At 56.2% G+C, this 26,859-nt stretch carries 23 protein-coding genes, 1 tRNA gene and 2 riboswitches; of the genes, 14 read left to right on the forward strand and 10 right to left on the reverse strand.

The features are described 5' to 3' along the window. Nucleotides 1-58: 58 nt before the first annotated feature. Nucleotides 59-7,402 (reverse strand): S-layer homology domain-containing protein, encoded by a 7,344-nt coding sequence (locus ACTNB1_RS09420; RefSeq protein ID WP_441169078.1) that lies wholly within the window; start codon nt 7,400-7,402, stop codon nt 59-61. Between the two features lie 188 nt (nt 7,403-7,590). Continuing rightward, nucleotides 7,591-7,851, reverse strand: a riboswitch (cobalamin riboswitch). 691 nt (nt 7,852-8,542) lie between these two features. Here ACTNB1_RS09420 and ACTNB1_RS09425 point away from each other — a divergent pair. Both ACTNB1_RS09425 and ACTNB1_RS09430 read left to right on the forward strand, forming a co-directional pair. Continuing rightward, nucleotides 8,543-8,821, forward strand: coding sequence for a cysteine-rich small domain-containing protein (locus ACTNB1_RS09425; protein WP_130870201.1), 279 nt, complete (start codon nt 8,543-8,545; stop codon nt 8,819-8,821). Nucleotides 8,822-8,836: 15 nt separating this feature from the next. Then, complete coding sequence (locus ACTNB1_RS09430) at nt 8,837-9,133, forward strand: hypothetical protein (protein WP_130870202.1); 297 nt, start codon at nt 8,837-8,839, stop codon at nt 9,131-9,133. 66 nt (nt 9,134-9,199) lie between these two features. Here the strand turns inward: ACTNB1_RS09430 and ACTNB1_RS09435 are convergent, their stop codons facing one another. From ACTNB1_RS09435 to ACTNB1_RS09445, 3 genes are read right to left on the reverse strand one after another with little or no spacing between them, the layout of a single operon-like run. After that, nucleotides 9,200-9,967, reverse strand: coding sequence for an ABC transporter ATP-binding protein (locus ACTNB1_RS09435; RefSeq protein WP_130870203.1), 768 nt, complete (start codon nt 9,965-9,967; stop codon nt 9,200-9,202). A gap of 12 nt (nt 9,968-9,979) precedes the next feature. Then, nucleotides 9,980-10,999 (reverse strand): FecCD family ABC transporter permease, encoded by a 1,020-nt coding sequence (locus tag ACTNB1_RS09440; protein ID WP_349139619.1) that lies wholly within the window; start codon nt 10,997-10,999, stop codon nt 9,980-9,982. After that, nucleotides 10,996-11,985 (reverse strand): ABC transporter substrate-binding protein, encoded by a 990-nt coding sequence (locus ACTNB1_RS09445; RefSeq protein WP_441169080.1) that lies wholly within the window; start codon nt 11,983-11,985, stop codon nt 10,996-10,998. The genes ACTNB1_RS09440 and ACTNB1_RS09445 overlap by 4 nt, the downstream gene beginning before the upstream one ends. A gap of 87 nt (nt 11,986-12,072) precedes the next feature. On the opposite strand from ACTNB1_RS09445, the gene ACTNB1_RS09450 reads away from it, so the two are divergent. Beyond that, nucleotides 12,073-13,185 (forward strand): adenosylcobinamide amidohydrolase, encoded by a 1,113-nt coding sequence (locus tag ACTNB1_RS09450; RefSeq protein ID WP_130870206.1) that lies wholly within the window; start codon nt 12,073-12,075, stop codon nt 13,183-13,185. Between the two features lie 68 nt (nt 13,186-13,253). Beyond that, a riboswitch (cobalamin riboswitch) is annotated at nt 13,254-13,514 on the reverse strand. Between the two features lie 154 nt (nt 13,515-13,668). Here the strand turns inward: ACTNB1_RS09450 and ACTNB1_RS09455 are convergent. Genes ACTNB1_RS09455 through ACTNB1_RS09465 form a run of 3 tightly spaced genes read right to left on the reverse strand, consistent with a single transcriptional unit; the run spans nt 13,669 to nt 15,729 of the window. Next, the gene (locus tag ACTNB1_RS09455) at nt 13,669-13,821 is read right to left on the reverse strand and encodes a hypothetical protein (protein WP_441169082.1); all 153 of its coding nucleotides are present in this window, start codon (nt 13,819-13,821) and stop codon (nt 13,669-13,671) included. A 22-nt stretch (nt 13,822-13,843) separates the two neighbouring features. Continuing rightward, the gene (locus tag ACTNB1_RS09460; protein WP_441169084.1) at nt 13,844-14,509 is read right to left on the reverse strand and encodes a hypothetical protein; all 666 of its coding nucleotides are present in this window, start codon (nt 14,507-14,509) and stop codon (nt 13,844-13,846) included. Beyond that, a complete protein-coding gene (locus tag ACTNB1_RS09465) occupies nt 14,506-15,729 on the reverse strand; it encodes a DUF6076 domain-containing protein (protein WP_441169085.1) in 1,224 nt (407 codons plus the stop codon). The genes ACTNB1_RS09460 and ACTNB1_RS09465 overlap by 4 nt, the downstream gene beginning before the upstream one ends. A 149-nt stretch (nt 15,730-15,878) precedes the next feature. Here ACTNB1_RS09465 and ACTNB1_RS09470 point away from each other — a divergent pair, with 149 nt between their 5' ends. The 4 genes from ACTNB1_RS09470 (at nt 15,879) to mobP3 (ending at nt 19,349) form a co-directional block, all read left to right on the forward strand. Beyond that, a complete protein-coding gene (locus tag ACTNB1_RS09470; RefSeq protein ID WP_130870209.1) occupies nt 15,879-16,094 on the forward strand; it encodes a helix-turn-helix transcriptional regulator in 216 nt (71 codons plus the stop codon). Beyond that, the gene (locus ACTNB1_RS09475) at nt 16,091-16,672 is read left to right on the forward strand and encodes a helix-turn-helix domain-containing protein (protein ID WP_294698284.1); all 582 of its coding nucleotides are present in this window, start codon (nt 16,091-16,093) and stop codon (nt 16,670-16,672) included. Before ACTNB1_RS09470 ends, ACTNB1_RS09475 begins: the two co-directional genes overlap by 4 nt. Before the next feature lie 314 nt (nt 16,673-16,986). Beyond that, entirely contained in the window at nt 16,987-17,400 is a 414-nt protein-coding gene (locus tag ACTNB1_RS09480) for a hypothetical protein (protein ID WP_441169087.1), read from the forward strand. Continuing rightward, the gene (gene mobP3, locus ACTNB1_RS09485; protein ID WP_441169088.1) at nt 17,388-19,349 is read left to right on the forward strand and encodes a MobP3 family relaxase; all 1,962 of its coding nucleotides are present in this window, start codon (nt 17,388-17,390) and stop codon (nt 19,347-19,349) included. Before ACTNB1_RS09480 ends, mobP3 begins: the two co-directional genes overlap by 13 nt. Nucleotides 19,350-19,389: 40 nt before the next feature. Here mobP3 and ACTNB1_RS09490 read toward each other — a convergent pair whose 3' ends face one another. Continuing rightward, on the reverse strand, nt 19,390-20,007 hold the full coding sequence (locus ACTNB1_RS09490; protein WP_441169089.1) for a Fic/DOC family protein: 618 nt from the start codon (nt 20,005-20,007) through the stop codon (nt 19,390-19,392). A gap of 1 nt (nt 20,008) precedes the next feature. Next, entirely contained in the window at nt 20,009-20,176 is a 168-nt protein-coding gene (locus ACTNB1_RS09495) for an antitoxin VbhA family protein (protein WP_441169090.1), read from the reverse strand. Nucleotides 20,177-20,388: 212 nt separating this feature from the next. On the opposite strand from ACTNB1_RS09495, the gene ACTNB1_RS09500 reads away from it, so the two are divergent. From ACTNB1_RS09500 to ACTNB1_RS09515, 4 genes are read left to right on the forward strand one after another with little or no spacing between them, the layout of a single operon-like run. Continuing rightward, nucleotides 20,389-20,661 (forward strand): DUF6809 family protein, encoded by a 273-nt coding sequence (locus ACTNB1_RS09500; protein ID WP_441169091.1) that lies wholly within the window; start codon nt 20,389-20,391, stop codon nt 20,659-20,661. Between the two features lie 5 nt (nt 20,662-20,666). Continuing rightward, on the forward strand, nt 20,667-20,870 hold the full coding sequence (locus ACTNB1_RS09505; protein WP_441169092.1) for a hypothetical protein: 204 nt from the start codon (nt 20,667-20,669) through the stop codon (nt 20,868-20,870). A gap of 26 nt (nt 20,871-20,896) precedes the next feature. Beyond that, nucleotides 20,897-22,105, forward strand: a complete 1,209-nt coding sequence (locus ACTNB1_RS09510; RefSeq protein WP_441169093.1) for a tyrosine-type recombinase/integrase — start codon at nt 20,897-20,899, stop codon at nt 22,103-22,105. Continuing rightward, nucleotides 22,063-23,478 carry a tyrosine-type recombinase/integrase gene (locus tag ACTNB1_RS09515; RefSeq protein WP_441169094.1) on the forward strand — a complete coding sequence of 472 codons (1,416 nt, stop codon included), beginning with the start codon at nt 22,063-22,065 and terminating at the stop codon, nt 23,476-23,478. The genes ACTNB1_RS09510 and ACTNB1_RS09515 overlap by 43 nt, the downstream gene beginning before the upstream one ends. Before the next feature lie 163 nt (nt 23,479-23,641). Here ACTNB1_RS09515 and ACTNB1_RS09520 read toward each other — a convergent pair. Beyond that, a tRNA-Val gene (locus ACTNB1_RS09520) sits at nt 23,642-23,717 on the reverse strand. Between the two features lie 121 nt (nt 23,718-23,838). Here ACTNB1_RS09520 and ACTNB1_RS09525 point away from each other — a divergent pair. The 3 genes from ACTNB1_RS09525 (at nt 23,839) to ACTNB1_RS09535 (ending at nt 26,713) form a co-directional block, all read left to right on the forward strand. Further along, on the forward strand, nt 23,839-24,624 hold the full coding sequence (locus ACTNB1_RS09525; protein ID WP_441169095.1) for an alpha/beta hydrolase: 786 nt from the start codon (nt 23,839-23,841) through the stop codon (nt 24,622-24,624). A gap of 3 nt (nt 24,625-24,627) precedes the next feature. Continuing rightward, nucleotides 24,628-25,350, forward strand: a complete 723-nt coding sequence (gene ymfI / locus ACTNB1_RS09530; RefSeq protein ID WP_441169096.1) for an elongation factor P 5-aminopentanone reductase — start codon at nt 24,628-24,630, stop codon at nt 25,348-25,350. Nucleotides 25,351-25,492: 142 nt separating this feature from the next. Next, nucleotides 25,493-26,713, forward strand: coding sequence for an ABC transporter substrate-binding protein (locus tag ACTNB1_RS09535; RefSeq protein ID WP_441169097.1), 1,221 nt, complete (start codon nt 25,493-25,495; stop codon nt 26,711-26,713). Nucleotides 26,714-26,859 lie beyond the last annotated feature (146 nt).

Genomic DNA, 26,859 nt, shown 5'->3' on the forward strand with positions numbered 1-26,859 from the left:
GGGATGCTGTGGATCCCGGAGATCCTTGAGAGGGAAGTATGCTTCAACGAGGAGGCAGTTACTTTGCCAGTTCCTCGCCAAAACGCATCAGAATCATGGCCACTTCGGCCCGAGTAGCGGTGCCTTGCGGCACAATAGTGGTTGCGGTACGCCCGGTGATCAGCCCCTCCGCGTATGCCCAGCGCAGAGCCTCAACTGCCCAGTCGCTGGCGTTCCCGGCGTCAGTGAATGCCGAGAGATCACCAGCTGCGGCTGTATCATGCTTCATAAACTTGGCGTAACGGTAAAGCATAACGACCAGCTGCTCCCTGGTGATACTGTCAGTGCCACCGAACAGACCATTTCCGTAACCTGTGACGATGCCGTTCCCATTGGCCCAGGCTACGGCGTTAGTATACCAGGTATCCGGCGCCACATCGGTGAAGGCCGGGGCTTTACCGTCTCCGGCGGGCGAGCCCGCCAGGCGGTACAGCACGGCAGCCAGCATGGCGCGGCTCATCTCCGCGTCAGGGGAGAAGGTTGTTGTACTGGTGCCGTTGAACAGGCCGTTTTTATAGACGTACTGAACCGCCTCAAAATACCAGGCATCCTTATCCACATCCGTGAAAGGCAGACCGGCATCCAGAGCCGCGAAAGCCGCCTCAGCCTCTGTCAGTACGTTGTAGTTGCGAACCAGCTTCTTCTGGGTGTCGGTCAAGGCATCATATGCTTTCCGGGCCGCTTTGATCTTATCGCCGCTGTCCTTGGTAACAGTTCCGATGGCGTTGATGAGTTTTTCCACCGCCTGGGCCGCTTTCTGGTTATCGTCATAGCCGTGAGTTCCGGGAACTGTATGGTAGTCACCGGTATAGAAGAAGGTGATTTTATCGCCGTCGCTCAGGTAATACTGGTTCAGCGTTATCTCCGGCAGTGTACCGTTGACACGGTACATCCAACCACTGCCTTCGCCATGCTCCAGTTCGGAAAGGGTAACGCCGTTGGAATCCGTCACAGCGCTGACATAGGAGCCGCTGCCCTCATAGCGATATCCCGCCTCACGCAAGGCCGCCTGCAGCGCATCCCACGCCGTCCAGTCCTGACTACCGCTGCCGGTAAAGGTGTATGCGCTTAAATCAGCAAAGTTTTCGAAGCCGCCGCCGCTGACAGAAACCGTAGCCTGAATCTGTTCCGGCTGGGGATTCGGATTCTCTCCGCCCTTGGTTCCCTTTACTGTTACCGTCACAGAAACCGGGCGTTTATAGAACTGTTCAAACTGCGCGTAAGCCGGATTGCTGCCAAATTTCTCCCAGTATTTCCCGTATGCGCTGTGGGTCAGGACACTGTCCAGCGTAACCTTTGTGTCGTACTCCGGGCGGGTGACCAGGAGATTTTCGCAGGCGATGACGGTGGGACGGCTGGAGCGATACTCCCGCCACGGCTGGGCGTTCATCGGGTCGTAACCCGGCAGATCATCCACTTCCGCTCCGCCGAAGGTCAGGTTGATCGCGCCGTAGATATACTGCGGCTGCCCCTGGTCGCCCTTTAAAACTTCCGCAAACGGTTCCAGATTCTCTGTCACCTGGGTCTTATCCGTATTCTTGCCGCGGATGCCGTTCCAGTAGGCGTTCTCCGTACAGACGCTGTCCATGAACGCCGCAGCGGAGTTGATTTCATCCTCTGTCAACGGCTGCACGGTCAGGGAAAACGTCTTCTCTCCCAGCAGGGCATTGTTGCGGCGATCCAGAATTCGCACTGTATAAGACACATCCACGGCCGGGCTGCTGGGCAGCGGGCGGTAGACCACAGCGTGATAGCCGCTGAATTCCAGCACATCGGTGTTGCTGCTGGTCATGGACACTTTCTGATTATAGCGATCCGGCAGAATACCGGCAGACTCCAGCTGGCCAGGTGTGGGCATTTGCAGATCTGCGGTAACCTGGGTGGGAGTCACAGGCGTCTCTTTGTCCACAAAGTCCCGCAGCAGGGAGGGATACTTCTCCAGAGCCTCGTTGATCTGGGCGGACTGATCCACATCATTGGGAGCTACCGTAATAACGAATTTTCGAATGGCAGCGTACCAGTCCTGCACAGCGCCTTCAGCAGTTGCCTCCTGAATCATGTAGTCATCCAGGCGGTTGAACCGGGCCGTGGCGATCAGCGGGAAGGTAAACGGATCGCCACCGAACGGCGGGCGGTTAAGCGTAGCGGTGTAGGATCCATCCGGATTTGTCTGCACCGTCAGCGCATCCGTGTCAGTGGACGACCACTGAATGCGTACATCGCCGTAGGTATCCAACCGTGTGGGAAGGATCAGGTCTTTGTCTACCTGGCCGTCTACGGTGACCGTGTACCACCAGCCCTCGTCCTGGGTCACTGTGGCGGTATTGGTGTTCTCGCCCCGAATCTGCTCCCAGGTGATGGAGTTCACCGCACGGGAGAGATAGTCCTCCAGATAGTCATTTGCCCAGCCGATGTGAACTGTCATCGACACCTGTACGGACTGGTCGCCCAGCAGCAGCCGGAAGGTCACATCCCGATAGATTGCGTAGTTGATGCCCAGGCCGCCTTCATCCCTGTAATAGGTGATCGTACCATCATTGGCTAGGTAGCTGCCGGCCTGAGGCAGAACTTTGGTGCCGGGCGCAACAAATTCCACTTTTATGGCACGGGGGTCATCATCATATCTATACTGGGCCATATCCACCGGGTAATCCTTTCGGAGCAGATACTGCTCCATGGTCTGGCGGATATTGGTGTGGCCGTAAGCCTCCAGAGGCTGGATAAAGGTACCGCCGGACTGGGCCTCGTCACGGATCCCCTCCAGGGTCTCCAGATCCTGCGCGCCCTGGGACCAGAGAACCAGCCGGAATTCTTTCTGCTTAGAGGCTTCTCCCTTTTTTACCTGAGCGGTCAGGGTGACCTCCAGTTTGCCGTTTTCCGGAAGGGTGATCATACCGTCAGACAGGGAGATGCCGTCCTCCGGCGATGCCGTCCAGGTGATGGTACTGCCATGCTCGCCCTGTCCGGGCAGTTTCAGGGTGAGGGCATTCCGGATCTGGTAAATACCCTGGCTGTCGGCGGAGAGGGTCTTGCCGTCTGTTGTTTGCAGGTTCAGCGCCGCCAGATCCGCCGTCGCGTCCTCCTCGTCGGTGCTCACCACCGGCGCACTGCCGCCCTGCCAACTGAGGATGGGGAAGCCGCTGTTGACCCCGCCGGTATCCATATGGAAAGCGCTGCCCAGTCCGTGGGCAAAGGCATCGGTTCGCATCTGTTCTGTGCTGGTTTTCGTAACAGCAGGTGCAGTGGACGCATTATTGTCGGCAACGGCGGGAATGGATCCGTTGGGAAGGAAGAAGGTGTTCTCCACCGTGCCCGCATTGGTGCCGATCACAAGGCCGATGCCATTCTCCGGGCCGGTGACCGTGCCGGAGAAATAGGCATTTCGCAGCGTGCCGTTCGCATACAGGGTACCTACCAGACCGCCCAGGGCAGAGTTGGTGTCGCGGCTGGAATCGGCCCAGACGCTTCCAGTGGCGTAGCAGTTTTCAATGATGCCGTAGGCATATCCGGCAATGGAGCCGGTATGCAATGCGGTGTTATACGACGCGGTATTGTTCTTGAGCACCGCCGAAACAGCGCAGCCACAGATGCTGCTGCCTTTCTCTCCCCGGCCAACGATGCCGCCCAGACTGACGGAACCATAGGAGGGGCCGCCGTTCGTGATGCTGCCCTCAAAAGCGCAGTTTTCCACAGTGCCCGAAAGCGTGCTGACAATGCCGCCCAGGTGACCGCTGCCGGTAATGCTGCCCATTACCACAAGGTTTTTGATGGTTCCATTTGCGCCCACCGTGTCAAAGAGCGGCGCGGTGACGCCGGAGATCACATGCCCGCCGCCGTCCAGAGCACCGATAAACGGTGTCTCATACGAGCCGATGCCGGTCCAGCTCTTTCCGCCGAGATTGATGTTGGTGGTCAGGACGCCTTGCAGGCCGGCATCCGTCTCCGCCTGTTGGGCAAACCAGGCCAACTCCGTCGCGCTGCCGATCTGGTAGACGCCTTCCGTCTGCGTGGGCTTGGTCACAGTCGTGCCGTCCCAGCCCGCACCGGCATCCGTCAGGGTGCCCACTTCGATGGTGCGTTCCTCCGTCAGCGTAAAGCTGCCGCGGCTGGGCAGGCAATTTGCCTTGGTGACTTCATAGGAGTAAGTCTCTCCGGCAGGCAGGGTAAACGCATTTCCCTGACGGAAGGCATCCATGCTGCCGGCGGTGGGGTGCGTTACCGCAAGAGAAGCGCCCTCCGGGATCTGGAAGGTCACCGTATAAGTAGGAAGCTTTGTCAGGGAGACGGATACACTGTTTTGACTGGGGATCGCAATACTGCCCTGGGCCGTCTCGTATCCGAAAGCCGAGGCGGTATAGGTATACGCGCCCTCCGGCAGAAGATAGGTGCCGTCACTCTGGGGCGCAATGGTCTGTCCCTTGGAATCGCGCACCGCAAAGGTGCCGCCCTCCGGCAGGCCGGCACAGGTCAGCGGGTACAGAGTGGTCACACGGAAATTCTTGAGGCGAACCGCATCACTGTCTTCATTTCCACCGCTGTCCTTTTCATATTGAAAGGTCAGGGAGTCGTCGGCGGCTACGGAAACAGCGAACTCCGTCCATTCCCCATTGCCGCTGGCAGTGATCAACGTGTCCGTCCCATGCTTCAGCGTGAATTTGTCATACTTTTCTTCCGAGGACACCCGATAGGCAAACTCCAGCCGGGCAGCCTGGGAGAAGGTAAGGGTCATGATGGCGGACGAACTGCTCTTTCCGGCGTTATCGGATATCAGCCCGCCGTCATGCTCCGTGTCCCGGACAAAGCCGTAGCGTGTGCCGTTCTCGGCGGTTATGGCAGGAGAAATAGCCTTGAAATAGTCGGAAAGTGTCCACTGGCGTTCCAGCATCACCGGGACGGTGACCGCGCCCTCCCTTACTGTGAAGGAACCGCTGGCGGGCTCACAGCCCTCGCAGCTAACCGTGTAGGTATATTCGCCGGCCGGCAGCTGATACACATTGGCCTCGTCTCCGCTGTGGGTGACCGGTTTTCCCTGAAAGAGAACGCTGATCGTATACGGCGCGGAAATGTCCTCCGGACGGGTCACCTGGAACGTGACGGCTTGCCGGGTGCTGGCATCCAGCGTCACCGTCTCCGTCACGTCAGCGCCGTCCACAGTGATCTGCCCCGTCCGCTCCGCATAGCCAAAGCAGGATACCGTGTAGTCATATGTGCCGTCGGCCAGCGCATAGACTATCGTTCCGGTGCTGTTGGAGACAGGCTCGATAGTTTCTTCGTCGTTCTGTGCTTTCAGGATCATCTGGGCATTTCCCGGACTAAGAGTAAATGTCGCGGTGTGCAGGGTTTCCAGCGCAAAGTCCTTCAGATAGACGCAGTCGTCTCCCTGGTCACCACTGGAATCCTTGACGTAGGTCAGCGTGACCGTGTCGCCGCCTTTTACATCCAGGGTATGCTTCGTCCAGTCTATTTCTCCGCCGACTTTGGAGCCGTTATTGATGACGAGACCGTCATATACAGTCCAGGAGCCCTCGGACGACACCTTGTACCAGAAGGAAAGGCTGCCCTGGGCAACGGACTCGTCGACCGTAATGGTCACGGTGACCTGGGAACTGCTCTGCCTCTTGCTGTTGGAGCGGAGAACGCCGTCCTCCTCCACAAACTCCTGACCGGGTTCTCCTTTATAGCTGGAATTGTGGCTGTACGCCACCTGGGCTTTCCCGGCCAGAGCGTTGAATACAGTGCTGGGGAAGGGCTTCTCCGACACGGAAACCTGGAATGTTGCGCTGCTTCCGCAATAGGTGACCGTGACCGTCTTCTCCCCGGCTGTTGAGGAATCAAAGCCGCTGACGTCGAAGCCCTGGGAGATCTCCCGGGTGGAGTTGTCGGAGTAGCTGACAGTTACCACAAGGCCGGCGGTGTCCAGCGTGTCGCCCACATAGTATTCCGTCTTGCCTGGCTGGGTTTTGACCGCAATGCCGGTGACCGTTTTCAGGGAGACCGTCTCGGTCTTATCCTCAGTCAGACGGATACTTCCCTGCGCGCCTTCCACCTGCTCCGCTGTCGGCGTCACGACATAGTCATAGGTCTTGTTCAGGAGCAGCGTATAAGCTCCGTTTTCCCCGGCGGCCATTTCCTGGCCATCCAGCGTCACGGTAATTGTATAATCCTCCGCACCGTCAACCTGAAAGCTCAAGGTGCCCCACTGGCTCTCGTCGTGTTCCAGGATGATGGAGCCCACCTGGATTTCCGCACTGCTGTTGGCCTGAGCTTCGGAAATGGTAAGCTCTCCGTTCTGGGTCGTATAGCCCTCACAGCTGACCGTGTAGGTGTAGCTGCCGGCGGCCAGGGAGGCGGTTCGCCTCTCCCCCTGGTTGGAGGAATACACGACGGTGTCACCACTGCGGATGGTCAGCTCCGCCGCGGACGGTGCAATGGTAAACACAGTGGAAGCGGTAGAGATCTGCCAGGACAGAACCGGATACTCCCCGGCCTTGACCCGGAAGCCCTCGCCCAACGCGGCGGCAAAATCCGCACCCTTCATCTCCTCCGATATTTTAGCGGCAGCCGTCTGGTTGTTGCCGTTGGTACCGGTGGTGCAGCTGGAGTCCAGATAATAGCAGTTTTCCGCTGTGGAATTGTACATCCATCCGGCAATAGCACCAAAATTGGTGGCCTTTTCCTGCACAGTAATGGCGCCGGTGCTATAACAGTTGTTCAGGCTGCTGCCGCGACCGTAATCATCTCCTGCGTAGCCGACGATACCGCCCAGGTTTGCACCGGAACGGTTCCGTTGACTGGAAATCTCACCCTGGTTATAGCAGTTGGTAATGGCAGTGGCCTTGGTTTGACCGGCAATGCCGCCAGCGTACTGGTCAGTTCCGCTGAGCGCCACACTTCCGGTATTGCCGCAGCCGGTGATACTGCCGCCGGTACACTGTCCTGCGATGCCGCCCGCATACTTGCTGCCGGCGGTGATGGACGCCGTATTCAAACAGTTTTCAATCGTACCGGAGCTGAGGCCCGCGATGCCGCCCACCTGACTGGTACCGCTGACCGAACCGTCAGTGATGATATTGCGGACGGTCGCGCCGGAGGACAGCTCGGAAAAGAGCCCCAGCTTGCTGTCGCCGGAAATGGTGAGGGTTACCTTGTGCCCTCCACCGTCAAAGCTGCCGCTGAAAGGCTGCCCGTAGGGGGAAGACACTGTAATATCATCTGTCAAAACGTAGTTTCCATCCGGCTCCATGGCGGCAAACTCACCGACGCTGGACACCGGCTGTGCCGTTTCTGCGGCCAGTGCCGCCGACGGCAGAAGTCCGAGGGTCAGGCACAGCACCAGAAAAAACGAAAGAATCCTTTTTTTCACAAAGCTCCACTCCTTCAAACCATTTTTATAAAAACTGTTTTCAAAAAACAGGGCTTTTGGAACGGGGCCGTACCTGACAAAAAAGGAGCGGACAATTCTGTCCGCTCCTGTGTCGTCACTGCGTGAAAGCGACAGCACAAACGTGCTGCCGCATAAGGCATTTTTTGTCAGAGCAGCCCCGGAGATCCGGGGGTAAGCTCTTAGTAGGTCTTCTGACTGATGTGTCCAGGCGGAGCTATGCCCGCCAACGCAAATCCGCCGCCTTCCCAGCTAAGCCATTACAGCCGCCAGTGACCTGCTTTCGCAGAAAACGGATTTGCTCCACAATCACAGCTATAGAATCGCCCCTTTGCCGCCGTTTTCACGGACGGGTCACGGACGAAACATGTCCAGGATTCTCACCTGATTCCCTTGTTCAGAAACAAGGATGCGTGTCCAGCTCATAGGAGCCGGGTCGCGCATTTGCCACAAAAGCCGGATTTCATATTTAATTTTCCTTGTTGCTTTTGCATTATAGCACAAGCCGTATCAAAATGCTATTCTGTTTTTGCTATTTTTTAAATTTCTTCAGAAAGGAGCCCTTGGAGCCCTGTTTCTAAACAAATTAAAGAGCATTTGACAACCTGCACAAGGCGTGCTATGCTATATTTAAATCCATTCTTGGTTCCAGGCCCGGCGTTTGCCGCCGGTTTGAAAATTTCATATCACTGTATCTATTGCATGGTGTGGCTGTTTGCTGTAACGATCCTGCCGACAAGGATCAGGCAGCAGCTAAAACGAATGGGATATCCAAGTCCCGCGCGACCGGCACTGTGTACGTGAGGCCATTCCGAAGCGGCGTATGCCGTCTGGACGAAAGTCCGCCATTGCGGGGGAAGACCCTGTGAGAAGGTAGGAAATGGACGCAGAGAGCCAAGCTCTCATAACGTAAGTCAGGAGACTTGCACCATGGCAGGATGCAGGGGGAAACAGCGGGCGTGTCCTCCGTTGTGTACGTTGCTTTGCTCGCTGGCCTTCTTGTTAGGGCCAGCGTGTTTTTGTCAGAAGGAGGTGCCGCCCGGGCACCTCCTTTTTCTGTTTCACCGCCGGTCAGTATATCATGAGTGATGTATCAGTCAGTAAAATGAAAGGAGAAGCGGTATGGAATCATCGACGTCCGAAAAGCACTTTCAGTTCTTTTCCAACAGCAAATGCGAATACTTCCCCTGCCATTCCACCAATGACCCGGAAAACTTTAACTGCCTGTTCTGCTACTGCCCGCTGTATGCACTGGGAGATAAATGCGGCGGAAACTTCACCTATATTGCTGGGGGGATTAAGGATTGCAGCGGCTGCTTGATTCCCCATCGCAGGGAGGGCTATGACTATATCATCGGCAAGTATGGCGAGATCAAAAAACTGGCGCAAAAAACCAACTGACAGGAGGCAAGCGTTATGATAAGTCGAACCTGGTTTGAAAATCCGGATCATGTGGTATACGCCGTAAAGGATGAGGTAATCCCCCGGCTCTCCCGGGAGCTGGGAATCAGCGATCTGGCCCAGCGGATTGAGGATTTCAGCAAGGCTCCCACTCAGGAGGGGGAAAACATCAAGGGTCTCAAACGCACCACTCTGAAGCTGATGGTTCCTAACCTGGTTTTCGGGGAGCCCATCGAAATGGGAGAAAATGTATGGATCTATATGGGCGAGCTCTGTCCGGCCTATTGTCTGTACACGCCCTGGGAAAAATAGAAAAAGCACATGGCCTGTACCCGACGCAGGGACAGGCCATGTGCTTTTCTGCATGTCCGAATACCGTTAAGATACCTGCTCCCAACGCTTGAGGGAGGCCATCATATATGAGGCTACGTCCATATCATAAACTTCATGGAGAAACTCTCTTGTTAGAAGCATATTGGCAGGCCCCATCCCTGCCACAGAACCATTTTTCAAAAACAAAAGCTGCTCGGAGAGCATCAGGGAGAGGTTGATGTCGTGGAGTACGCCGATGACAGTCCGTCCTTTTTCCTGAGACCAGTTTTTAAGATAGCTCACCAGCTCTGTCTGGTGCTTCAGATCCAGGTGGTTGGTGGGCTCGTCCAGTAAAATGATCTCCGGTTCCTGGGCCAGCGTCCGGGCCAAAAATACCCGCTGAAGCTGGCCGCCCGACAGCTCGGAGATCTGACACTCCCGCAGCGGCTCCAACCCGGTGGCCCGCAGATACTGCTCCACACACTGCTTGTCCTCTCTGGACGGGGATGCAAAAAGTCCCCGGCGCAGCTTCTGATACCGGCCCATCATCACTGTTTCAAAGACCGAAAAAGAAAAATAGACGGTGCTCATTTGGCTCATCATGGCCATGTGAGACGCAATCTCCGGCCGGCGCATGGCGGCCACCGGCTTCCCATCCAGGGTCAGTTCCCCACGGCAGTCCAGAAGACCGGAGATGGTACGCAGCAATGTGCTTTTCCCGCAGCCATTAGGCCCCAGAATGCACAGATTTTGTCCCAGAGGCAGATCAAAGGTAATATCGTGCAGAATATCTCCGTTTCCATATCCGGCACAAATATTTTTCAGATGCAGCATACAAACTCCACCTCATTTCAGCTTTCTGCCGCGGAAGAACACCAGTGCGAAGAAGGGAGCGCCTACCAGTGCTGTCACCGCTCCTACAGGAATAATCGTGGGCGCCATCACCGTGCGGGAAACCAACTCCGCCAACATCAGAAATGTGCCGCCGAACAAGGCGGACAAGGGCAGCACCAGACGGTGGGAGGAACCGAAGATCCGCCGCACAACATGAGGCGCGATTAGATCCACAAAGCCAATAACACCCACCAGCGACACTGCCGTGCCGGTCAGCAGGGCGGCAATGCCGATCAAAAGGAGCTTGATCCGCTTGAGATCCACGCCGATGGACATGGCCTGCTCCTCTCCAAAGCTCATGATATCCATCTCCGGAGTAAAGCGCTGCAATACCAGCATGGAGAGGACCAGAACCGGGAACATCACTGCCACATGGGACCAGTTCCGGCCGGTGAAGCCGCCCATCTGCCAGAAGACCATCTGCTGCAGGTGCTCCCGGGACAGGGCGGTGATCAGCGTCAGAATGGCGTTGACAAAGAGAGAGAACACCATACCCACCAGGATGACCGTCTGATTCTCCATCTTGCCGTCCAACCGGGCGGCAAAGGCCAGGGCCAGAAACACCGTGGCCAGCCCCCCGGCAAAACCCGCTGCCGGCAGGGTGAACAGGCTTCCCAGAAGCGGGAACGTAACGCCGGTGACCATCACCAGAGCTGCGCAGAGGCTGGCGCCGGAGGAAACGCCCAGGGTATAGGAGGACGCAAGCGGATTTTTCAAAATGGACTGCATGACTGTACCGCTGGCGGACAGAGCCGCGCCGGTCAGAAAGGCCAGCACCGCCCTCGGAAAGCGCATCTCCCATACGATGGCGCTCAGATTTGGGTCAACGGTTCCGGAGCCGCCGGACAGCTTGGCCATCAAAATCTCTGCCACCTGTCCGGGAGAGAGATTCACAGAGCCGACGGCGATACTGCCCACCAGAATGAGCAGGGCCGCGGCAACGGCAAGGAGTATCTTGACGATCCGCTTCATGCCGCAGCTTCCCCGGCAAAGGGATCTTCGATCCCTGCGTATGCGTCGGGATAGATCATCTTGGCCATCTGCTTCATGCCGTCGATCACATGGAGATTGGGAAGAGATACCGCATTCGTGTTGACCAGATACACGTCCCCGTTGGCCACGGCGGTAACATGCTCCCAGCCGGTTCGCCCCAGGATTTCTGCTACGGGATCTTCCACGTAGTCCACCATGGTCAGAATAACGTCCGGATTCAGGGTGATCACCGATTCCTCTGTCACGGCGACGAACCCTTCCTGATCGGCAAAAATATTCTCCGCGCCGATGACCGTAAGCATCTCCTGCATGAAGGTGCCGCTGCCAGCGGTGTAGATGTCGGGCGCGCATGCGATTTCCACCACTACACGCTTACTGTCCTGGATGCCTGCTCCGATGTCAGACAGCTGATCCAGTTCCTCCTGGAACTGCGCAATCAGGCTCTCGCATGTTTCCTGAGCACCCACGCAGGCAGCAATAAACCGGGTGTCCTCCAGCATGGTTTCGATGCTGGAGGCGGAGGGGATATCCGCTACGCAGACGCCGATATCCCGCAGAGGTTTGAAGGGATCGGCGCCGGAGGAGGCGCTCATACCGGTGGTGAAGATCAGATCTGCACCAAGGACAGCCATTTGCTCCGTGTCCGGCTCCATCATGTCAAAGGTGGGCAGATTCTCCAGGCCAAAGTACATGGCGGAATAGGTATCCACGGCGATGAGCTTGTCCTTCATGCCGAGGTCCAGAAGCGTCTGGGTAGCAGAGGGGGCCATGGAGATGATGCTGTCCACCTGATCCGGCAGAGTAATGGGATTGCCGCTGCGATCGGTGTCCGGACGGTCGGTCGATGCGCTTTGTGTTTGCTGCGGTGTGGTGTTCGCATCCGTGTTTTCCGCCGGGGTACACCCGGCCAGGGCCGCCAGAAGCAGTACAGCCAGCGCGAACGGGAGCACATTTCGCATTTTCATTTCCAACAGTTCCTTTCGCCTTTTCCTACTTATTGTTATCTGTTATAATTTACTCAGAACATCTCGGAGAATCCCGGAGGATGATGTATGGAACGTATTTTTGAGCTGTGCAACGGCGACCGCCTGACCTGCACAGAACAGGCTGCTGTCTTTCGGTTTTCCGGCCCCCGCATGGTGCTGTCCACGGGGGCCAACGGCGGCGGCATGCGGGACGATCTGACCGCCGCTTTCAACTACTGTGATTGCGGCATGGCCGGTGTCTGTCAGCCTATGCAGGGAAATAATCTGCGGGAACACCAGCGCACGGTGGCCAGACGTCTGGGATTGGATCCGGATCACACCACCGGCCTGGATACGGCGGCAAATCTGGACAACATGGTGGTCATCACCAAACGCTGGGAGGATCTGCAAATTACGGCCGCAGTATCCGGCGGTGCCGACGTCAACGCGCTCTGCGCCGGTGATCCGGCATTTCTGACAGAGGCAGACGGCGCGCTCACCTCTGTGCCGCCCGGAACCATCAATATCTTTCTGATCACGGATCGGCCTCTTGCTCCCGGCGCCATGGCGGAGCTGATACTCACAGCCACCGAGGCCAAGACCGCTGTGCTTCGGGATCTGATGCAGGGGAGCAGCATATCACGAGAGCTTGCCACCGGAACCGGGACAGACGGCATGGTCATCATTTGCGGAACCGGACAGGAAGGAATGCTGCTGAACGCAGGCAAACATTTTAAATTTGGAGAACTGGCGGCGCAGGCCGTCCGGGAGGCCGTCACGGAGGCGCTGTTCAGACAAACCGGCTTTTGTGCGCAGGAGCAGCATACCGTACTCAGGAGGTTGCATCGCTTTGGGATCACTGCGGACACGCTGTCCGCTTATTGCCTGGCCCGGCGACCGGGGCAGGATGCCGCAATTGCCCGAACCATAAAAAAACTGGATCAGGACGCATTCCTGGTTGGGGCTGTGGTGCTCTATGTGCATTTGGAAGATCAGCGCCGTGCTGGAATGCTGACTGAACTGGAGGCCGGAGATTGGGGCGAGCATCTGCTGCGCCAGGTTCAACAGCACTATCGCTGTGATTTACCTCTGCTTCAGGAAGCTGCACTCATGGATAAACTGGAGCATTTCCTCTGTCAGCTGCTCATGTCCAACTTGCTGGAGCAAGAGCGCCTGTATCCCAATCAGCCTCCCATTTGATACAAAAATAAAAAGCGGCAGCAAATGCTACCGCTTTTCCAGACAGAACAGGTGTTGTTTCGCAAAGAAATAACACCCGTTATTTTGTAGGTCTTCTGACTCGCATATCCCGATGCGGACAACCGCATCCGCGCATCTGGTTCGCCTTCCCAGTCAGGCCATTACAGCCTGCCAGTGACCTGCTTTCGCAGAAAAAACAGACACTCTATGCTCACAGCTACAGAATCCGAGACTACATCCGGTTCCCGGAAACGTGTTTGGGAGTTTCACCCAATTCCCTTGTTCAGCGGAACATCCCGGCGTGTCTTCCAAAAAAGAACGCGCCGGTGCCACAAAAGTCGGAGCACTATATTCGTTTGGTTACCATTATAAAGAATATTTGCAGTAAGTCAATTGAAAATAGATGATTTAAACTCTCGGCGCATTAGGGCTGCGCTGTCCGCCGCTACCTTACATTGAATAGCTGAATTTTTTATCATGCTGTTAACAAAGATGTTCTGTACACATGACCTCCAGCACCATCTGTCTGGCCCGGCGGAGCTCCCAGGCAAAGCTATTCCGGTACCGATCCCGAAGACGTTTCAGTGCCTGATCCCTGGCTTTTTCCACGCCGGACTCCTTCATGCGGTTTCGCATGGCGATTTCCCGCAGATCTGACTTAGGGAAACCGTACACACCGAAACACCGTCCCAAAATCTCCTGATCCCTTTTGGAAAGCTGCATAAACTCTTCCCGCAGGCATGGTCATTGCGCAGATCACAGCATCCTCTGCAGAACCTGAAAGGCGGTTCGTGGTAAGCCGCTCGTAAATATCGCCGTCATCATCCGGGCCTTGTAGATCATAGACAGAGAAGAAATGTGTGGAGTAGGCAACTGCCCTGGCAGCCGCACGGAAAGAGATTCCAAGGGACATACAGATCTCGCTAAGTTCTTTCCCTTCCTGATGATAAAGACGCTGGGCCTTTCTCACCAATCCCATGCTGTCCCGGTCCAGGGCAAGTGTCCCCATACTGCACTCCAGATGCCGCCGCATGGCTCCGTCCAGAAACGGGGTGATGTAAGTGGTAAACCGGCCCTTCTCCGTGTCATAACTGCCGGTGCGTATACACTCTATCAATGCCAGCTTTCCCACGCTCTCCAGTCCCGAGAGCGTTTCTTTTGCGTAATCGCTCAAACCACCGTATTGAGTTTGACGCAGGCAGTGATACTGGCGGGCAATCAACCGGGCACGCTCCTTAACCAATCCTATATTCATCAGACACAGCGTGGTCAGAGCCGCCTCATCGCCGTTGGCCATCTGCTCCAACAATTTCTCGTTGGTCATGCGTCGTCACCGTCCTCCACCTTGCGGGGACGTCCCCGAGGCTTGGCCTGGCGGGCTATGCCGTAAAGTGGGTAAAGGCGCTCGGAGGAGATTGATTGCTTGAAGTCCTCATTGGAGATATCGGGGCTGCTCAGTGCGTCAAACAACTCGTCCCGCACAGCGTCCTTCAGGCGGCGCATCTCTTCCTCTGTAATGGCTCCCCGCTGATAGTCTTTTCGGATGCGGTTAAAAGCGGTAATCTTGGCCTTGATTTTCGGCACGTCCCGTGCCAGTTCCTTCTGGATCTCATAGCTGCCGTACTGCCTGCAGGTGAAGCGCTCATCCAACGGGCAGCGTCCCTCACAGTAGAGGACATGGACACCGCTGCGAACCAGGAAGTATTTCTTGCAGACAATACAGCGGCGGATGTTATGTCCGGCGTTCAGCGCTGTCATGAAGTCGGCCTTCAGCAGCATCTGCAAACTGTCCGTTGTGTGCTCCTGGGCGATGGCGAAGGTTCCGTCCGGGAATTCTCTGGGCAGATAGCTTACCACACAGTGATCGTACTTCTGATAGAAGGGTCGATCCGGGCCGGTAGGGTTCGCAATCAGCTTCTCCACCAGGCGCTCGTCATTGTAAAGCTGATACAGGGCGGCGGCGTACGCCTCCGGGGAGTTTCGTTTCAATTTGGAGAGAAGAAAGTTGATAAAGTTATGGATCGTAGGATTGAACACGATAACATCATCGATGTATCGCTGATAGCGGGCCATCTGCAGTTTGTAGTACCGCCACTTGTCCTCCCTACCACCATTCACAATGAGGAGAAATGGTGGTGTCCGTTGTTCCTCTTCCTCCTTCTGGTACAGATCAAGACATCGTTCCACAGTGCAGTCCTGCTCATCCATCTCCTCGTCAGTGAACAAAGAATAGCGCTCTGTGTACTGCTGGGTCTCGTTGAGAAACCGGTCATCCTCCTTCAGTAAAATCTGAAATACCCGATACCGCATCAACTGACTGCGCAGCTCGATAAACTGATTGTTCAGTTCCCACCATACGCCGCGCTCTAATGTGTCCTCGTACTGCCTGGCCAACTCCTTCATGCGGTTCAAAAGGCGCTGGATGGGCCGGTAGTCCTCGGGAGCAAAGTTCAATATGTCCGCGGTCAGTTCACCGGCCGCAAAAATTTCTCCGCCGTACTCTATGGTGCTGCCGTGGGTATAGAAGACAATATCTCCATACATGTGAACATGCCCCCTCTCAAAATTGTCCCACTTGAAAAATAAATTGTCTCACTTTTTTCCAAGTCTATCAAAATCTCCGACACAATACAAGCAGAAGGACATCAGCACCGCCGCTGATGTCCTTACTTTTTTATAAAGGAGAATTTGAAATGAAAGAATCTGTCTACAAAACCTACGATGACCTGCCGCTGTTTCTCAATGCGAATCTGGTAGCGCAGGTGCTGGGCGTGTCGCCATCCAGCGGATACGAACTCATGCACGAACCAGGCTTCCCGGTACTGCGTGTGGGCAGCCGCATGGTGGTGCCCAAGGAACAATTCATCCGATGGGTCACGGAGCACACGGAAGGAGGTGATCGCGGATGAACCGGTGTCGTTTCTCAATTCCCAATGACATCTGGAAGTGGAATCTCAAACCGCAGGGATTTGCTGTCCTTGTTTATCTCTGCTATCTCCATGTGCATTGCAAAAATTATATTGCTCCAAGTGCAGAGGAGATTGCATTCCGTTTGCACATGAGCAAAGACATGGCTGCGGAACAGATCTCTGCACTGAACTATCGTGGGCTTCTAAATCAAAACAGGATACCGGTACTCAAGAGCACCGGCAAGGACTTTTTCTCTCTTCCAAATGAACTGTTCTTCCTGAACATCGGTCATGGTGCTATTACTGTCTACGCTTACCTGCTCTACTGTGAAGATCGTCGGACACATCAGTGTCATCCCAGCTACCGCACGATCTCGGATGCGGTGCATCTTGCCGTGTCCACTGTGATGAAGCACATTACGAAGTTGGCGGACAGGCAGTTCATCACGGTGGAGAGCACCAGCTATATTGACAAATGTGGTATGAAGTGGAATGGGAATAACCTCTACACCATCCTGCCGATACAGATGGCGGTGGATTATTGTTATCAACAGCAGCTGCTTCGCCTGGAAGCGTAAAACGCCCGTGTACCCCGTTGTGAGGCGCTGTGTGCCCTGCTTCTGGGCAGAGTAGAGTCCCTACCCCACCTGGGGCTTTGGGAGCGGATTAGGCCGCTTTCGAGGGACGAAATAAGAAGCGGGATAAAGGCAAGGCGTCAACATCGACGCCTTTGCCCATCACTTCTACCCGCGGTGCGGGCAGTTTCAGGCGTTTCTGTAAGTGCTAAAAATGGGGTCAAAAGCAGAGAGAACAGGAAATTATGCGGTCGTTATCCCGCTGCGCTTACTCCCACAAGAAAAAATAGGGGTCAAGCCCCGGAAAGGAGGCCATGATGAGCAAAAAAGAGAAATTCCCCCTTTACCTGTCGCCGGAGAAAAAGGCGGCCCTGGAGCGGAGATATACGGAAGACGGTAGCCGGAGTATCACCGGATTCATCGAAAACGCCATCGACTTTTATCTGGACTATCTCAGCGCCAACAACTCCGGATTGTTCCTGCCATCCGCCGTCCAGTCTTATCTGGACGGCCGGCTGGATCGGATGGAAAACCGTATGGCGTCGCTGCTCTTCAAACAGGCGGTGGAGTTGGACATGGGACTGAGTATGCTGTTCAAATGTGTCAACGTGAGCGAGGAAGAACTGCGCCGTCAGCGGGCAGAGAGTGTGGCTAACGTGAAAAAGACCAGCGGCAAGGTGTCGCTGGTACAGAAGCTGCGGGAGCTGGAGGATGATCCATGGCAAGACTGATTGTTAAGAGCCCCTACATCAAATGCGGCGGTGACCAGGGTGCAGGCGGCTACATGAAGTACATCGCCACACGGGAGCGGGTGGAGATCATTCCGGATGACCGCCCGCCCACTCGCAAGCAGGAGCAGCTCATCACAAAGCTGGTGAAAGATTTTCCTGACACGAAAAATCTGCTGGAGTATGAGGACTACGCACAACACCCCACCAAGGCCAACGCCTCGTCCCTTATTACTCTGGCGCTGGAGAAGAACTGGTCTCAGGTACAATCCTCGGAGGGCTACGCCAGGTACATCGCCACCCGTCCACGTGCGGAGCGTCTGGGTGACCATGGGCTGTTCAGTGATGAGGACGGTGTGGATCTGGACAAGGCCATATTGGAGCTGGAGCACTACACCGGAAATGTGTGGACACACATCATCTCCCTCCACCGGGAGGACGCCGCACGTCTAGGCTATGATAACGCCCAGGCGTGGCGTGCGCTTCTGCGTACACACCGCAACGATATCGCCGCCGCCATGAATATCAAGCCCCAGGACTTCCGATGGTACGCTGCCTTCCACGATGAAGGGGAGCATCCGCATGTGCACATGATGGCGTGGTCGGTGAAACCTGGACAGGCCTACCTATCCAGGGATGGCATCCGGCAGATCAAATCCACGCTGACCAATCAGATCTTCAAACAGGAAATGCTCCACCTCTATGAGCAGAAGTCTGAAAGCAGAGATGAACTGGTGCGGGAGACCCGGAAGGCCATGCTGGAATTGTCCCGGCAGATGAGTGAGTCGGTCTGTGAGTATCCTGAAGCAGAGCGGATGATCTTAAATCTGGCCCAGAGCCTCGAAGATGTGAAGGGTAAGAAGTCCTATGGCTATCTTCCAAAGCAGATAAAGCAGCAGGTCGATAAGATCGTAAACCAGCTGGAGCACCTGCCTGTTGTGGACAGGTGCTACCAGAAGTGGTGGGAGCTGCAATGTAAAGTGAATGACTTCTACGCCGAGAGAGCGCGGCAGCGCCCGCCGCTCTCTGAACAGAAAGAGTTCCGCGCCATCAAAAATGCGGTGATTCAGGAGGCTGAGCACGTCCGGCTGAACCATATCTCTTTCGAGGACAGAGATATGGAGGACAGCGGTGACTGGGTGGATGAGCGGACGCCCACCTGGACATGCCGGGAGCTGCGGAGAATCATTGAAAATGAGGCGTTCCCGTTGGAAGAACGGGACGAGGCCGCCGAAAGGCTGGAGCTGCTGGCGGAGATGGGTGATCCCTATGCCCAAACCTTCCTGGGCCAGCTGTACCGGGACGGCGGGCTGCTGATCCCTGACGCGGAGAAGGCCAGACACTGGCTAGAGCAGGCGGCGAAGCGTGAATTACCCCAGGTTCAATATGTGATTGGCAAACTGCTTCTCTCTGACGATCCCAATGTACACGATCCGGGTGAGGGCATCCGGTGGCTTAACGCGGCGGCGCAAAACGGGAACGATTATGCTGCCTACGCGATGGGCAAGGAGTATCTGAGGGGTGAGCACGTACTTAAAAATGCGGATAGGGCGGCGGAGTATTTTCGGCAGGCTGCAGAGGCACAGAACCCCTGGGCACAGTATCTGTTGGGCAAGCTGTACCTGATGGGGGAAGGGGTGGAGCAAGACGAGAGCATTGCCTATGGCTGGTTCCGGGCTGCGGCAATGCAGGGGCACACCTATGCACAGTTTTTCAAGGAGCGCATGGGGCAGGGCCCGCCCGGACCGCCCAGCCTGATGCTCTCTGCCACGCAACTCCTCCACCACATGGGCAACATCTTCCGGGCCAATGTGCCGGAGGATTCCACAAGCACGGGGCTGCACATTGACCATAAGCGGCTACAGGCACTCCAGGAAAAGCGGATTGCCCTGGGCCACAAACCAGATGACCATGTGGAGACACAAAATATGGGTGGCATGACCATGGGATAAAAATACCGGGCAGTCAAAAACCGCCCGGTAAACGTGCAAATCATGAAAGGTTGAATCCTATATCCATACGTGGGATCTGAATTGCATCTTCAAAGAAATCAATTAGCTGATCCATAACCCCTTGCGCCGCATAAATCGTAGCAATCATAAATGTGTCTGGATCCACATCTGCTAACGTGAATTCATAGCCAAGATGCTGAATCCACTGCGCAAAGAAAAGCCGCTGAGTGCGGCCATTTCCCTCACGAAAAGGGTGCAGCATGTTGACGGTATGGTAAAAGTCCGCTACTTCTTCCGCTAACTGCCGATGGGACAATCCGTCTGGATGAAAGGTGCTCAATCGCTTAAAGTAAGCGTCTGCACAGGATTCAATCTCGTCTGGGGAAACAAATGCCGTCCCCTTTTTTGAAATATTGATAGAGCGCACTTGACCTGCCCAATCATAGAGATCACAAAATAGGAAATGGTGGATACGCTTGTAGTGGTCAAAGTCAAACTCGCCCTGGATCGGCTGTTGATCCAGCAGGCTTGCCTTGCCTAAAACGACAGCGGCTTCCGTTTCAGCCAATACAGACTCATCTTGTATCCCCAGTTTGTTGATGAGACAAGTTGTTCCGGGATAACAGCCGTCGGTTATCGCGTCAATACTGTAAGCCATACTAGTCCTTCTTCCTGTCAGGCATAACATGGGCCAGATATTGCTCCAGCGTAATTTCGCCGGAAAGCAGCTTGCGGCAAAGATCTTTGCAGATAGGCGATACCGAAAAGCCTTCCATTTGCAAAGACAGCTCGGCGGATCGAATGGATCGGTCAATGGAGTTGGACATTTGTAAAACCTCCATTACAGAAGTTGGTTGATGTATGCATTGTAACATAAGAGCTCATCTGTTGCAAACCGAACATAATGGGCGATTTTAGTACAGTGTATAACAAAGAAAGCTCCCTTGCAAATGATAACAATTTGATAACTGTGGTCAAACCCGCTGGCTATTCTTCTGAGATTAGGGTATTGTGTGTTGCTGATAAGGAGGCGGCACACATGGGCTACTACATGAACGAGCTATACCGGCGCTACTTCCGGGCACCGGACTTCGGGGAACTGAAAGAAGAAATCGAACAAACCCGGCAGGAGGTGCGGGACTGGCTGGACCAGACGCAGCGGCGGGAGCTGATGCGTCTGGTGGATACACAAGACCAACTGAAAGCGAACCTTGCCCAAGCCAGCTTCGAGGCCGGGTTCCGGCTGGCCATGGGGCTGCTCCGGGAGCTGGAGGTGGAGCGTATCCGGCGGGAACTGGAAGAGGAGGGTTGAACAAGATGACAACCCAACTTCCCATTCAGCGGTGCCAGTATTGCGGGAGCGAGGATATCGGCCTGGGCTGGCAGCACGGCGAGGCACTGATTACCTTTAAGAAGCACGGCCTGCTGGGTAATCGGCTTCAATATCTGATCTGCCGCCACTGCGGAGCCGTGCTCTACCAGTGCATAGCCGAGTCTCACAGATTCCCCGCCGCAAAATAAAAATATGATCTTGGAGGTGAAGTAAAATGGCAAAGAGACGGCCATCCGGGGACGGCATGGTGCGCAAGCGGGAAGACGGGCGTTGGGAGGGCCGCATTGTCATCGGACATAAGGAAAACGGCGACTCCATCTTCCGCTACATCTATGCTGACACCCAGAAGGAACTGACCGCCAAGCTCCGGCAGAATATCAACGCCTATCAGGGCGTGGATCTGACCGAAGAGAGCAAAATGACCTTGTCCCAGTGGCTGGACAAGTGGCTGGATACGTACATGACAGGAACGGTTCGGGAGAGCACCCTGAATGGGTACCGGAGCGATCTGAACAACCATGTCAAGCCTTACCTGGGAGAAAAGTCACTGCTCAAAATTACTCCGGCGGATTTGAGTGGTCTCTATCAAATACTCCTGGAGCGCGGACGAATGGTGAGGAAGAAAGTCTCAGGTTCTGGGCTGAGCTCGACAACTGTCCATGGGATTCATACCACCTTGCATCATGCCCTGAGAACGGCCACAGAGGAAGGACTGCTTCCAGCCAACCCTGCCGATGGAGTGACGCCGCCTAAGGTGGTCAACAGGGAAAAGGGGATTCTCAATAACGCTCAGTTGGACACATTCAAAGCAGTGATCCAAAAGGATTGGATCTGGCGGGACTTCTTCCTTACGGAACTGACCACCGGTCTGCGGCGAGGGGAACTGTGCGGCCTCAAGTGGTCAGACTTTGATGAAGCTGCCGGAACATTAAAAGTATGCCGTACCATCCATGCCAGGAAGGGCGGTGGAGTGGAGGCGGGGAGTACAAAGACCTATGCAGGAATCCGGACAATTCTGCTTCCGTCCAGCACGGCCCGGCTTCTGCGGGAGCGAAAAAAGTCCGCCCTGACGGAGTGGATTTTTCCGAATCCTCTCTGCCCGGAGCAGCCGGTCGGTCCGGGCAGCGCCTACCGGCGGCTGAAAGGCCTATTGGAGGAGGCTGGACTGCCTGACCTTCGGTTTCACGATCTGCGCCATACCTTTGCCACCCATGCCCTGGCCAGCGGAGTGGATGCCAAGACCCTGTCCGGTATCCTGGGGCATACAAAGGCCAGCTTCACCCTGGACACCTATACCCATGTGACCGGAGATATGCACCGTAATGCCGCCGAGATCGTAGGGGGCTTCATGACAGAACTGTTGGGAGAGGAGATGGAACCATGGCAAAACAACGGAAACGGGGCGACGGCAGTCTCCACCTGAGAAAGGATGGCCGCTGGGAGGGGCGGTATGTGGTGGGCCATGATGAAAAGGGCCGTCCAAAGACGAAAAATGTGCTGGCCAAGACCAAGGGGGAGTGTGCGGCCAAGCTGAAGGCACTGAAAGAGAGCCTCAAAGGTGCTGTGGCGAAACGCCCCAAGGGGGACATGACCTTCGGGGCCTGGCTGGATCGCTGGTATCAGACAGATTGCAAACCAGCCATCAAGCCCAAGACCCGGGTGGACTATGAAAACCGGATCTATCAACACATCATCCCGGAGTTGGGATACATACCCCTTTCCCAACTGACCCAAAGTGATCTCCAGCAGTTTTATCACCGTCTGAAACAGGGAGGACGGCTCCTGAGGGTGGAGCAGTACGGTCCGGGGCTGTCCGACCGCATGGTAAAAAGCTGTCATGTGACCTGCCGCATGGCGCTGGACAAGGCGGTGGCGGATGGGTTGATTCTAAAAAATCCAGCCGCAAACTGCAAAGCGCCAGCCACCCATCCCAGAGAGATGGCCGTGCTGACGGGGGAGGAGATCCAACGCCTGCTCATTCAGGCAAAAGAGGACGGGTGCTATGAGCTTCTTCTGCTGGAGTTGTCCACCGGACTGCGCCGGGGCGAGATCCTGGCCCTGCAGTGGGATGACCTGGACTTCCGAACAGGGGCGCTGCGGATAGAGCGGCAGATACAGCGGATCAAGGGAGAGTTGGTAGTCTCACAGCCCAAAACCAAGACCTCCAGCCGGAGCGTGATTCTGCCGGGGCCTATCCTGAAAGTTCTGGAGCGGTACCGTAAAAGCTGCTCCTCCCGCTGGATGTTCCCCTCGCCAAAGAAAACGGATTCTCCCCTGGACCCGGCAGCGGTGCGGAAAAAACTGACCTCTGTGCTGAAACGGGCGGGGTGTAAGCATCTGCGGTTTCACGACCTGCGTCACACCTTTGCCACCAACGCCCTGGAGCATGGCATGGACATCAAGACCTTGTCTGCCATCATCGGCCATGTGTCCAGCGCCACCACCCTGAATGTCTATGCCCATGTGACCGATGAGATGAGGCAGAAGGCCGCCGACCGGATCGACCGGGGAATCGCCGGTGTGGAGCCGCCCTCAAAACCTACATGGAAAAAGGAATCGACACCCACGCCCTTCCGGGCGGTAAAAGGAAAGTACCGCAAGCCTGGAACCGGGTGTATGACCCAAATCAACGACCACCTCTGGGAGGGGCGGTACTCCCCAAAGGTCAACGGCAAGCGCATTGCCCGAAATGTCTATGCCTCCACGGAGGAGGAGTGTGAACGGAGACTGGCGAAGCTGATTGCGGAGATGAAAAGAGAGCTGGAACCACTTCGGGCCAAGAAGAAAGCAGGCTGAGAACAGAAAACCGCCCTCCGGAAAAGCACTTCCGGAGGGCGGCGATTTTTCCTGTCTGTGGCTGTTATGTGGTCAAAAACAATTTGGCAAAATAGCGCGAGGAAGAAAACAGATAAAAAAGTAACAAAAAACCGCTGTTTTCAAGAAAAAACAGCGGTTTTCCTGGTGGACGATACAGGACTTGAACCTGTGACCTCCCGCACGTCAAGCGGATGCTCTACCAGCTGAGCTAATCGTCCAGACAGCGTAGATCATTATACCCGGAAAAAACGCAGATGTCAATACTTTTTTATTTTCTCTTTTCAAAGAATTGTGAGGCTGGTATACTCAAAAGCAGAACAGTATATTTAGGGGGACAAAATGGGGTATTTTAAGGTAGGAGCGGAAGAACTTCACCCAGCACTGACCGGTAGTGGGGCGGAGCTGGAGGTATATTGCCGCAGCCGCACCGGACTGCTGGCCGACGACGGTGAGCGGTGGGGCGTGCTCATCCTCCCCGGTGGTGGATATGAGCGTATCGCTCCGGCGGAAAGCGAGCCGGTAGCTTTGGCTTTTGCAGCGGCGGGGGTACAGGCCTTTGTACTCTCCTACAGTCTGCTGCCGCAGGGCTGGCCCCAGCAGTTTTTGGAGGTGGCGGCAGCGCTGGCATGGATCCGGGCCCACGCTGAGGAATTTGGTATCCGGCCTGACCGGGTGGCGGTGTGCGGCTTTTCCGCCGGCGGACATCTGGCGGCCTGTCTGTCCTGTCTGTGGGACCACCCTATATTAAAGGAAAAGCTGGAGCTGACTTCGGAACAGGTGCGACCCAACGCCGCTGTTTTGGGCTACCCGGTGATCAACGAGCTGCGCTATATTTCCCCTCTGGGCGGGGAAGAGGAGCTGCGGCTGGACCGACGGGTGAGGGAAGACCACCCGCCCGCTTTCCTGTGGGTCACTGGGGAGGACGCCACGGTGCCGGTGGAGAATACCCTGGATTACGCTTTGGCGCTGAGAAAAGCAGGGGTGCCGGTGGAGCTGCATCTGTTTGCCCGCGGGCCCCACGCCATGGGGCTGGCCGACCGGGAGAGTGCCCGGGACGAGGCCCACTACAATGCCCACGCTGCGACCTGGCACGGCCTGTGCGTGGACTGGCTGAAAGGAGTATGAGAGATGGCCCAGCGTGTAGTCCTGATTACCGGCGGCAGCCGGGGCATCGGCGCGGCAGCGGCCCGGCGGTTTGCCGCAGGGGGAGACCGGGTGATCATCAATTACTGCCGGTCACAGGAGCGGGCGGAGGCTCTGGCGGCGGAGACAGGCGGCTGGGCGGTGCAGGCCGACGTGTCCGACCCGGAGCAGGTTCGGAAAATGGTTGACAATGTGTTGGATAAATTTTGTCAACTTGACATTCTGATATGTAACGCCGGCATTGCTCAGCAAAAATTATTTGGCGATTTGACCGACGAGGACTGGCGGCGGATGTTTGCCGTGAATGTGGATGGGATGTTTTACACGATCCGGGCGGCGCTGCCCCATTTTATCCACCGGAAGGAGGGGCGGATTTTGACCGTGTCCTCCATGTGGGGACAGGTGGGAGGCTCCTGTGAGGTGGCCTATTCCGCCGCGAAAGCCGCTGTTATTGGCATGACAAAGGCTCTGGCCAAGGAACTTGGGCCCTCCGGCATCACGGTAAACTGTGTTTCTCCTGGGGTCATCAACACGGAGATGAACGCCAACCTGGGTCCGGAAGATCTGGCGGTTTTGGCGGAAGAGACACCGATGGGGACCATCGGGGAACCGGAGGATGTGGCGGAAGCCCTGTGGTACCTGGCTTCTCCCGGCGCAAAGTTTGTGACAGGCCAGGTTTTGGCCCCAAACGGCGGGCTAATCGTGTAGAAACGGGAAACAGCATTCACAATTTGTTCATATTTCCAACAATGGCCGCCCCTCTGGGGCGGCCATTGTGCAGTTTTTAGGTTGACAATTTCCGACGTTGCGCATATAATTGTCAACAACTTCTAAGAAGGAGGAGTTCACAATGAAAAAGCTTCGCATCCTGTCTCTTGCGCTGGCGGGTGCTCTGTGCGTTTCCATGCTGGCCGGCTGCGGCAACGGCGATCAGGGCTCTGCCAACACTCCTGGCGCTGGCGAGACCACTCCTGCCGGCACCGAGACCAACTCTACCGGCAACACCGACGGCGCCATCAAGATCGGCGGCATCGGCCCCCTGACCGGCTCCGCCGCTGTGTACGGCATGGCTACCAAGCAGGGCGCTGAGATCGCCATTGAGGAGATCAACGCTCTGGGCGGCCTGCAGTTTGTTCTGGATTCCCAGGACGACGAGGGCGACACCGAGAAGGCCGTCAACGCCTACAACAAGCTGATCGGCGACGGCGCTCAGATCATCTACGGCTGCACCACCACCAACCCCTGCGTGGCCGTGGCTGCTGAGACCAATGCCGCCCGCTACTTCCAGATCACCCCTTCCGCCTCTTCCACCGATGTGACCAACGGTAAGGACAATGTGTTCCAGGTGTGCTTCACCGACCCCAACCAGGGTATTACCGCTGCCAACTACATCAAGGATAACAACCTGGGTACCAAGGTGGCCGTGATCTACAACAACGGCGACGCTTACTCCACCGGCATCTACAATGCCTTCCAGGCTACCGCCGAGGAGATCGGCCTGGAGGTCGTCACTGTTCAGACCTTCCCCGATGACAGCAACACCGACTTCAACGTGCAGCTGGGCGAGGCTCAGAAGGCCGGCGCTGACCTGGTGTTCATGCCCATCTACTACACCCCCGCTTCCCTGATCCTGTCTCAGGCCAAGGCTATGGGCTATGAGCCCACCTTCTTCGGCTGCGACGGCATGGACGGCATCCTGGATATGGAGGGCTTTGACGTGAGCCTGGCCGAGGGCCTGATGCTCATGACTCCCTTCAACGCCTGGGGCGAGGACGAGCGCACCAAGACCTTCGTCAGCGAGTACGAGGCTGCTTACGGCGGCATCCCCAACCAGTTCGCTGCTGACGGCTATGACTGCATGTATGCCATCTACGAGGCCTGCACCGCCGCTGGCGTCACCGCCGACATGAGCGCTCAGGAGATCTGCGAGGCTCTGATTGCCCAGTTCACCTCCGCCGACTTCAGCGTGGATGGCCTGACCGGTACCGGCATGACCTGGTCCACCAACGGTGAGGTCTCCAAGGCTCCCGTGGTCGTCAAGGTCGAGGGCGGCGTGTACGTCACTCAGTAAGTGTATCAGCATCCGCTGACATAGGAATGAAAGCGGGTTGCCGGCGCGCCCGGCAGCCCGCTTTTCCCCATGTTATCCGTTTGTATGGCGGACACATCCGCAGCCCGTCCGGGCCGCTGATGTTTCTGCCATACAGAGTGTTTGAG

This window comes from Flavonifractor sp. HCP28S3_F3, assembly GCF_052065355.1.
In the GTDB taxonomy this organism is placed as follows: domain Bacteria; phylum Bacillota; class Clostridia; order Oscillospirales; family Oscillospiraceae; genus Flavonifractor.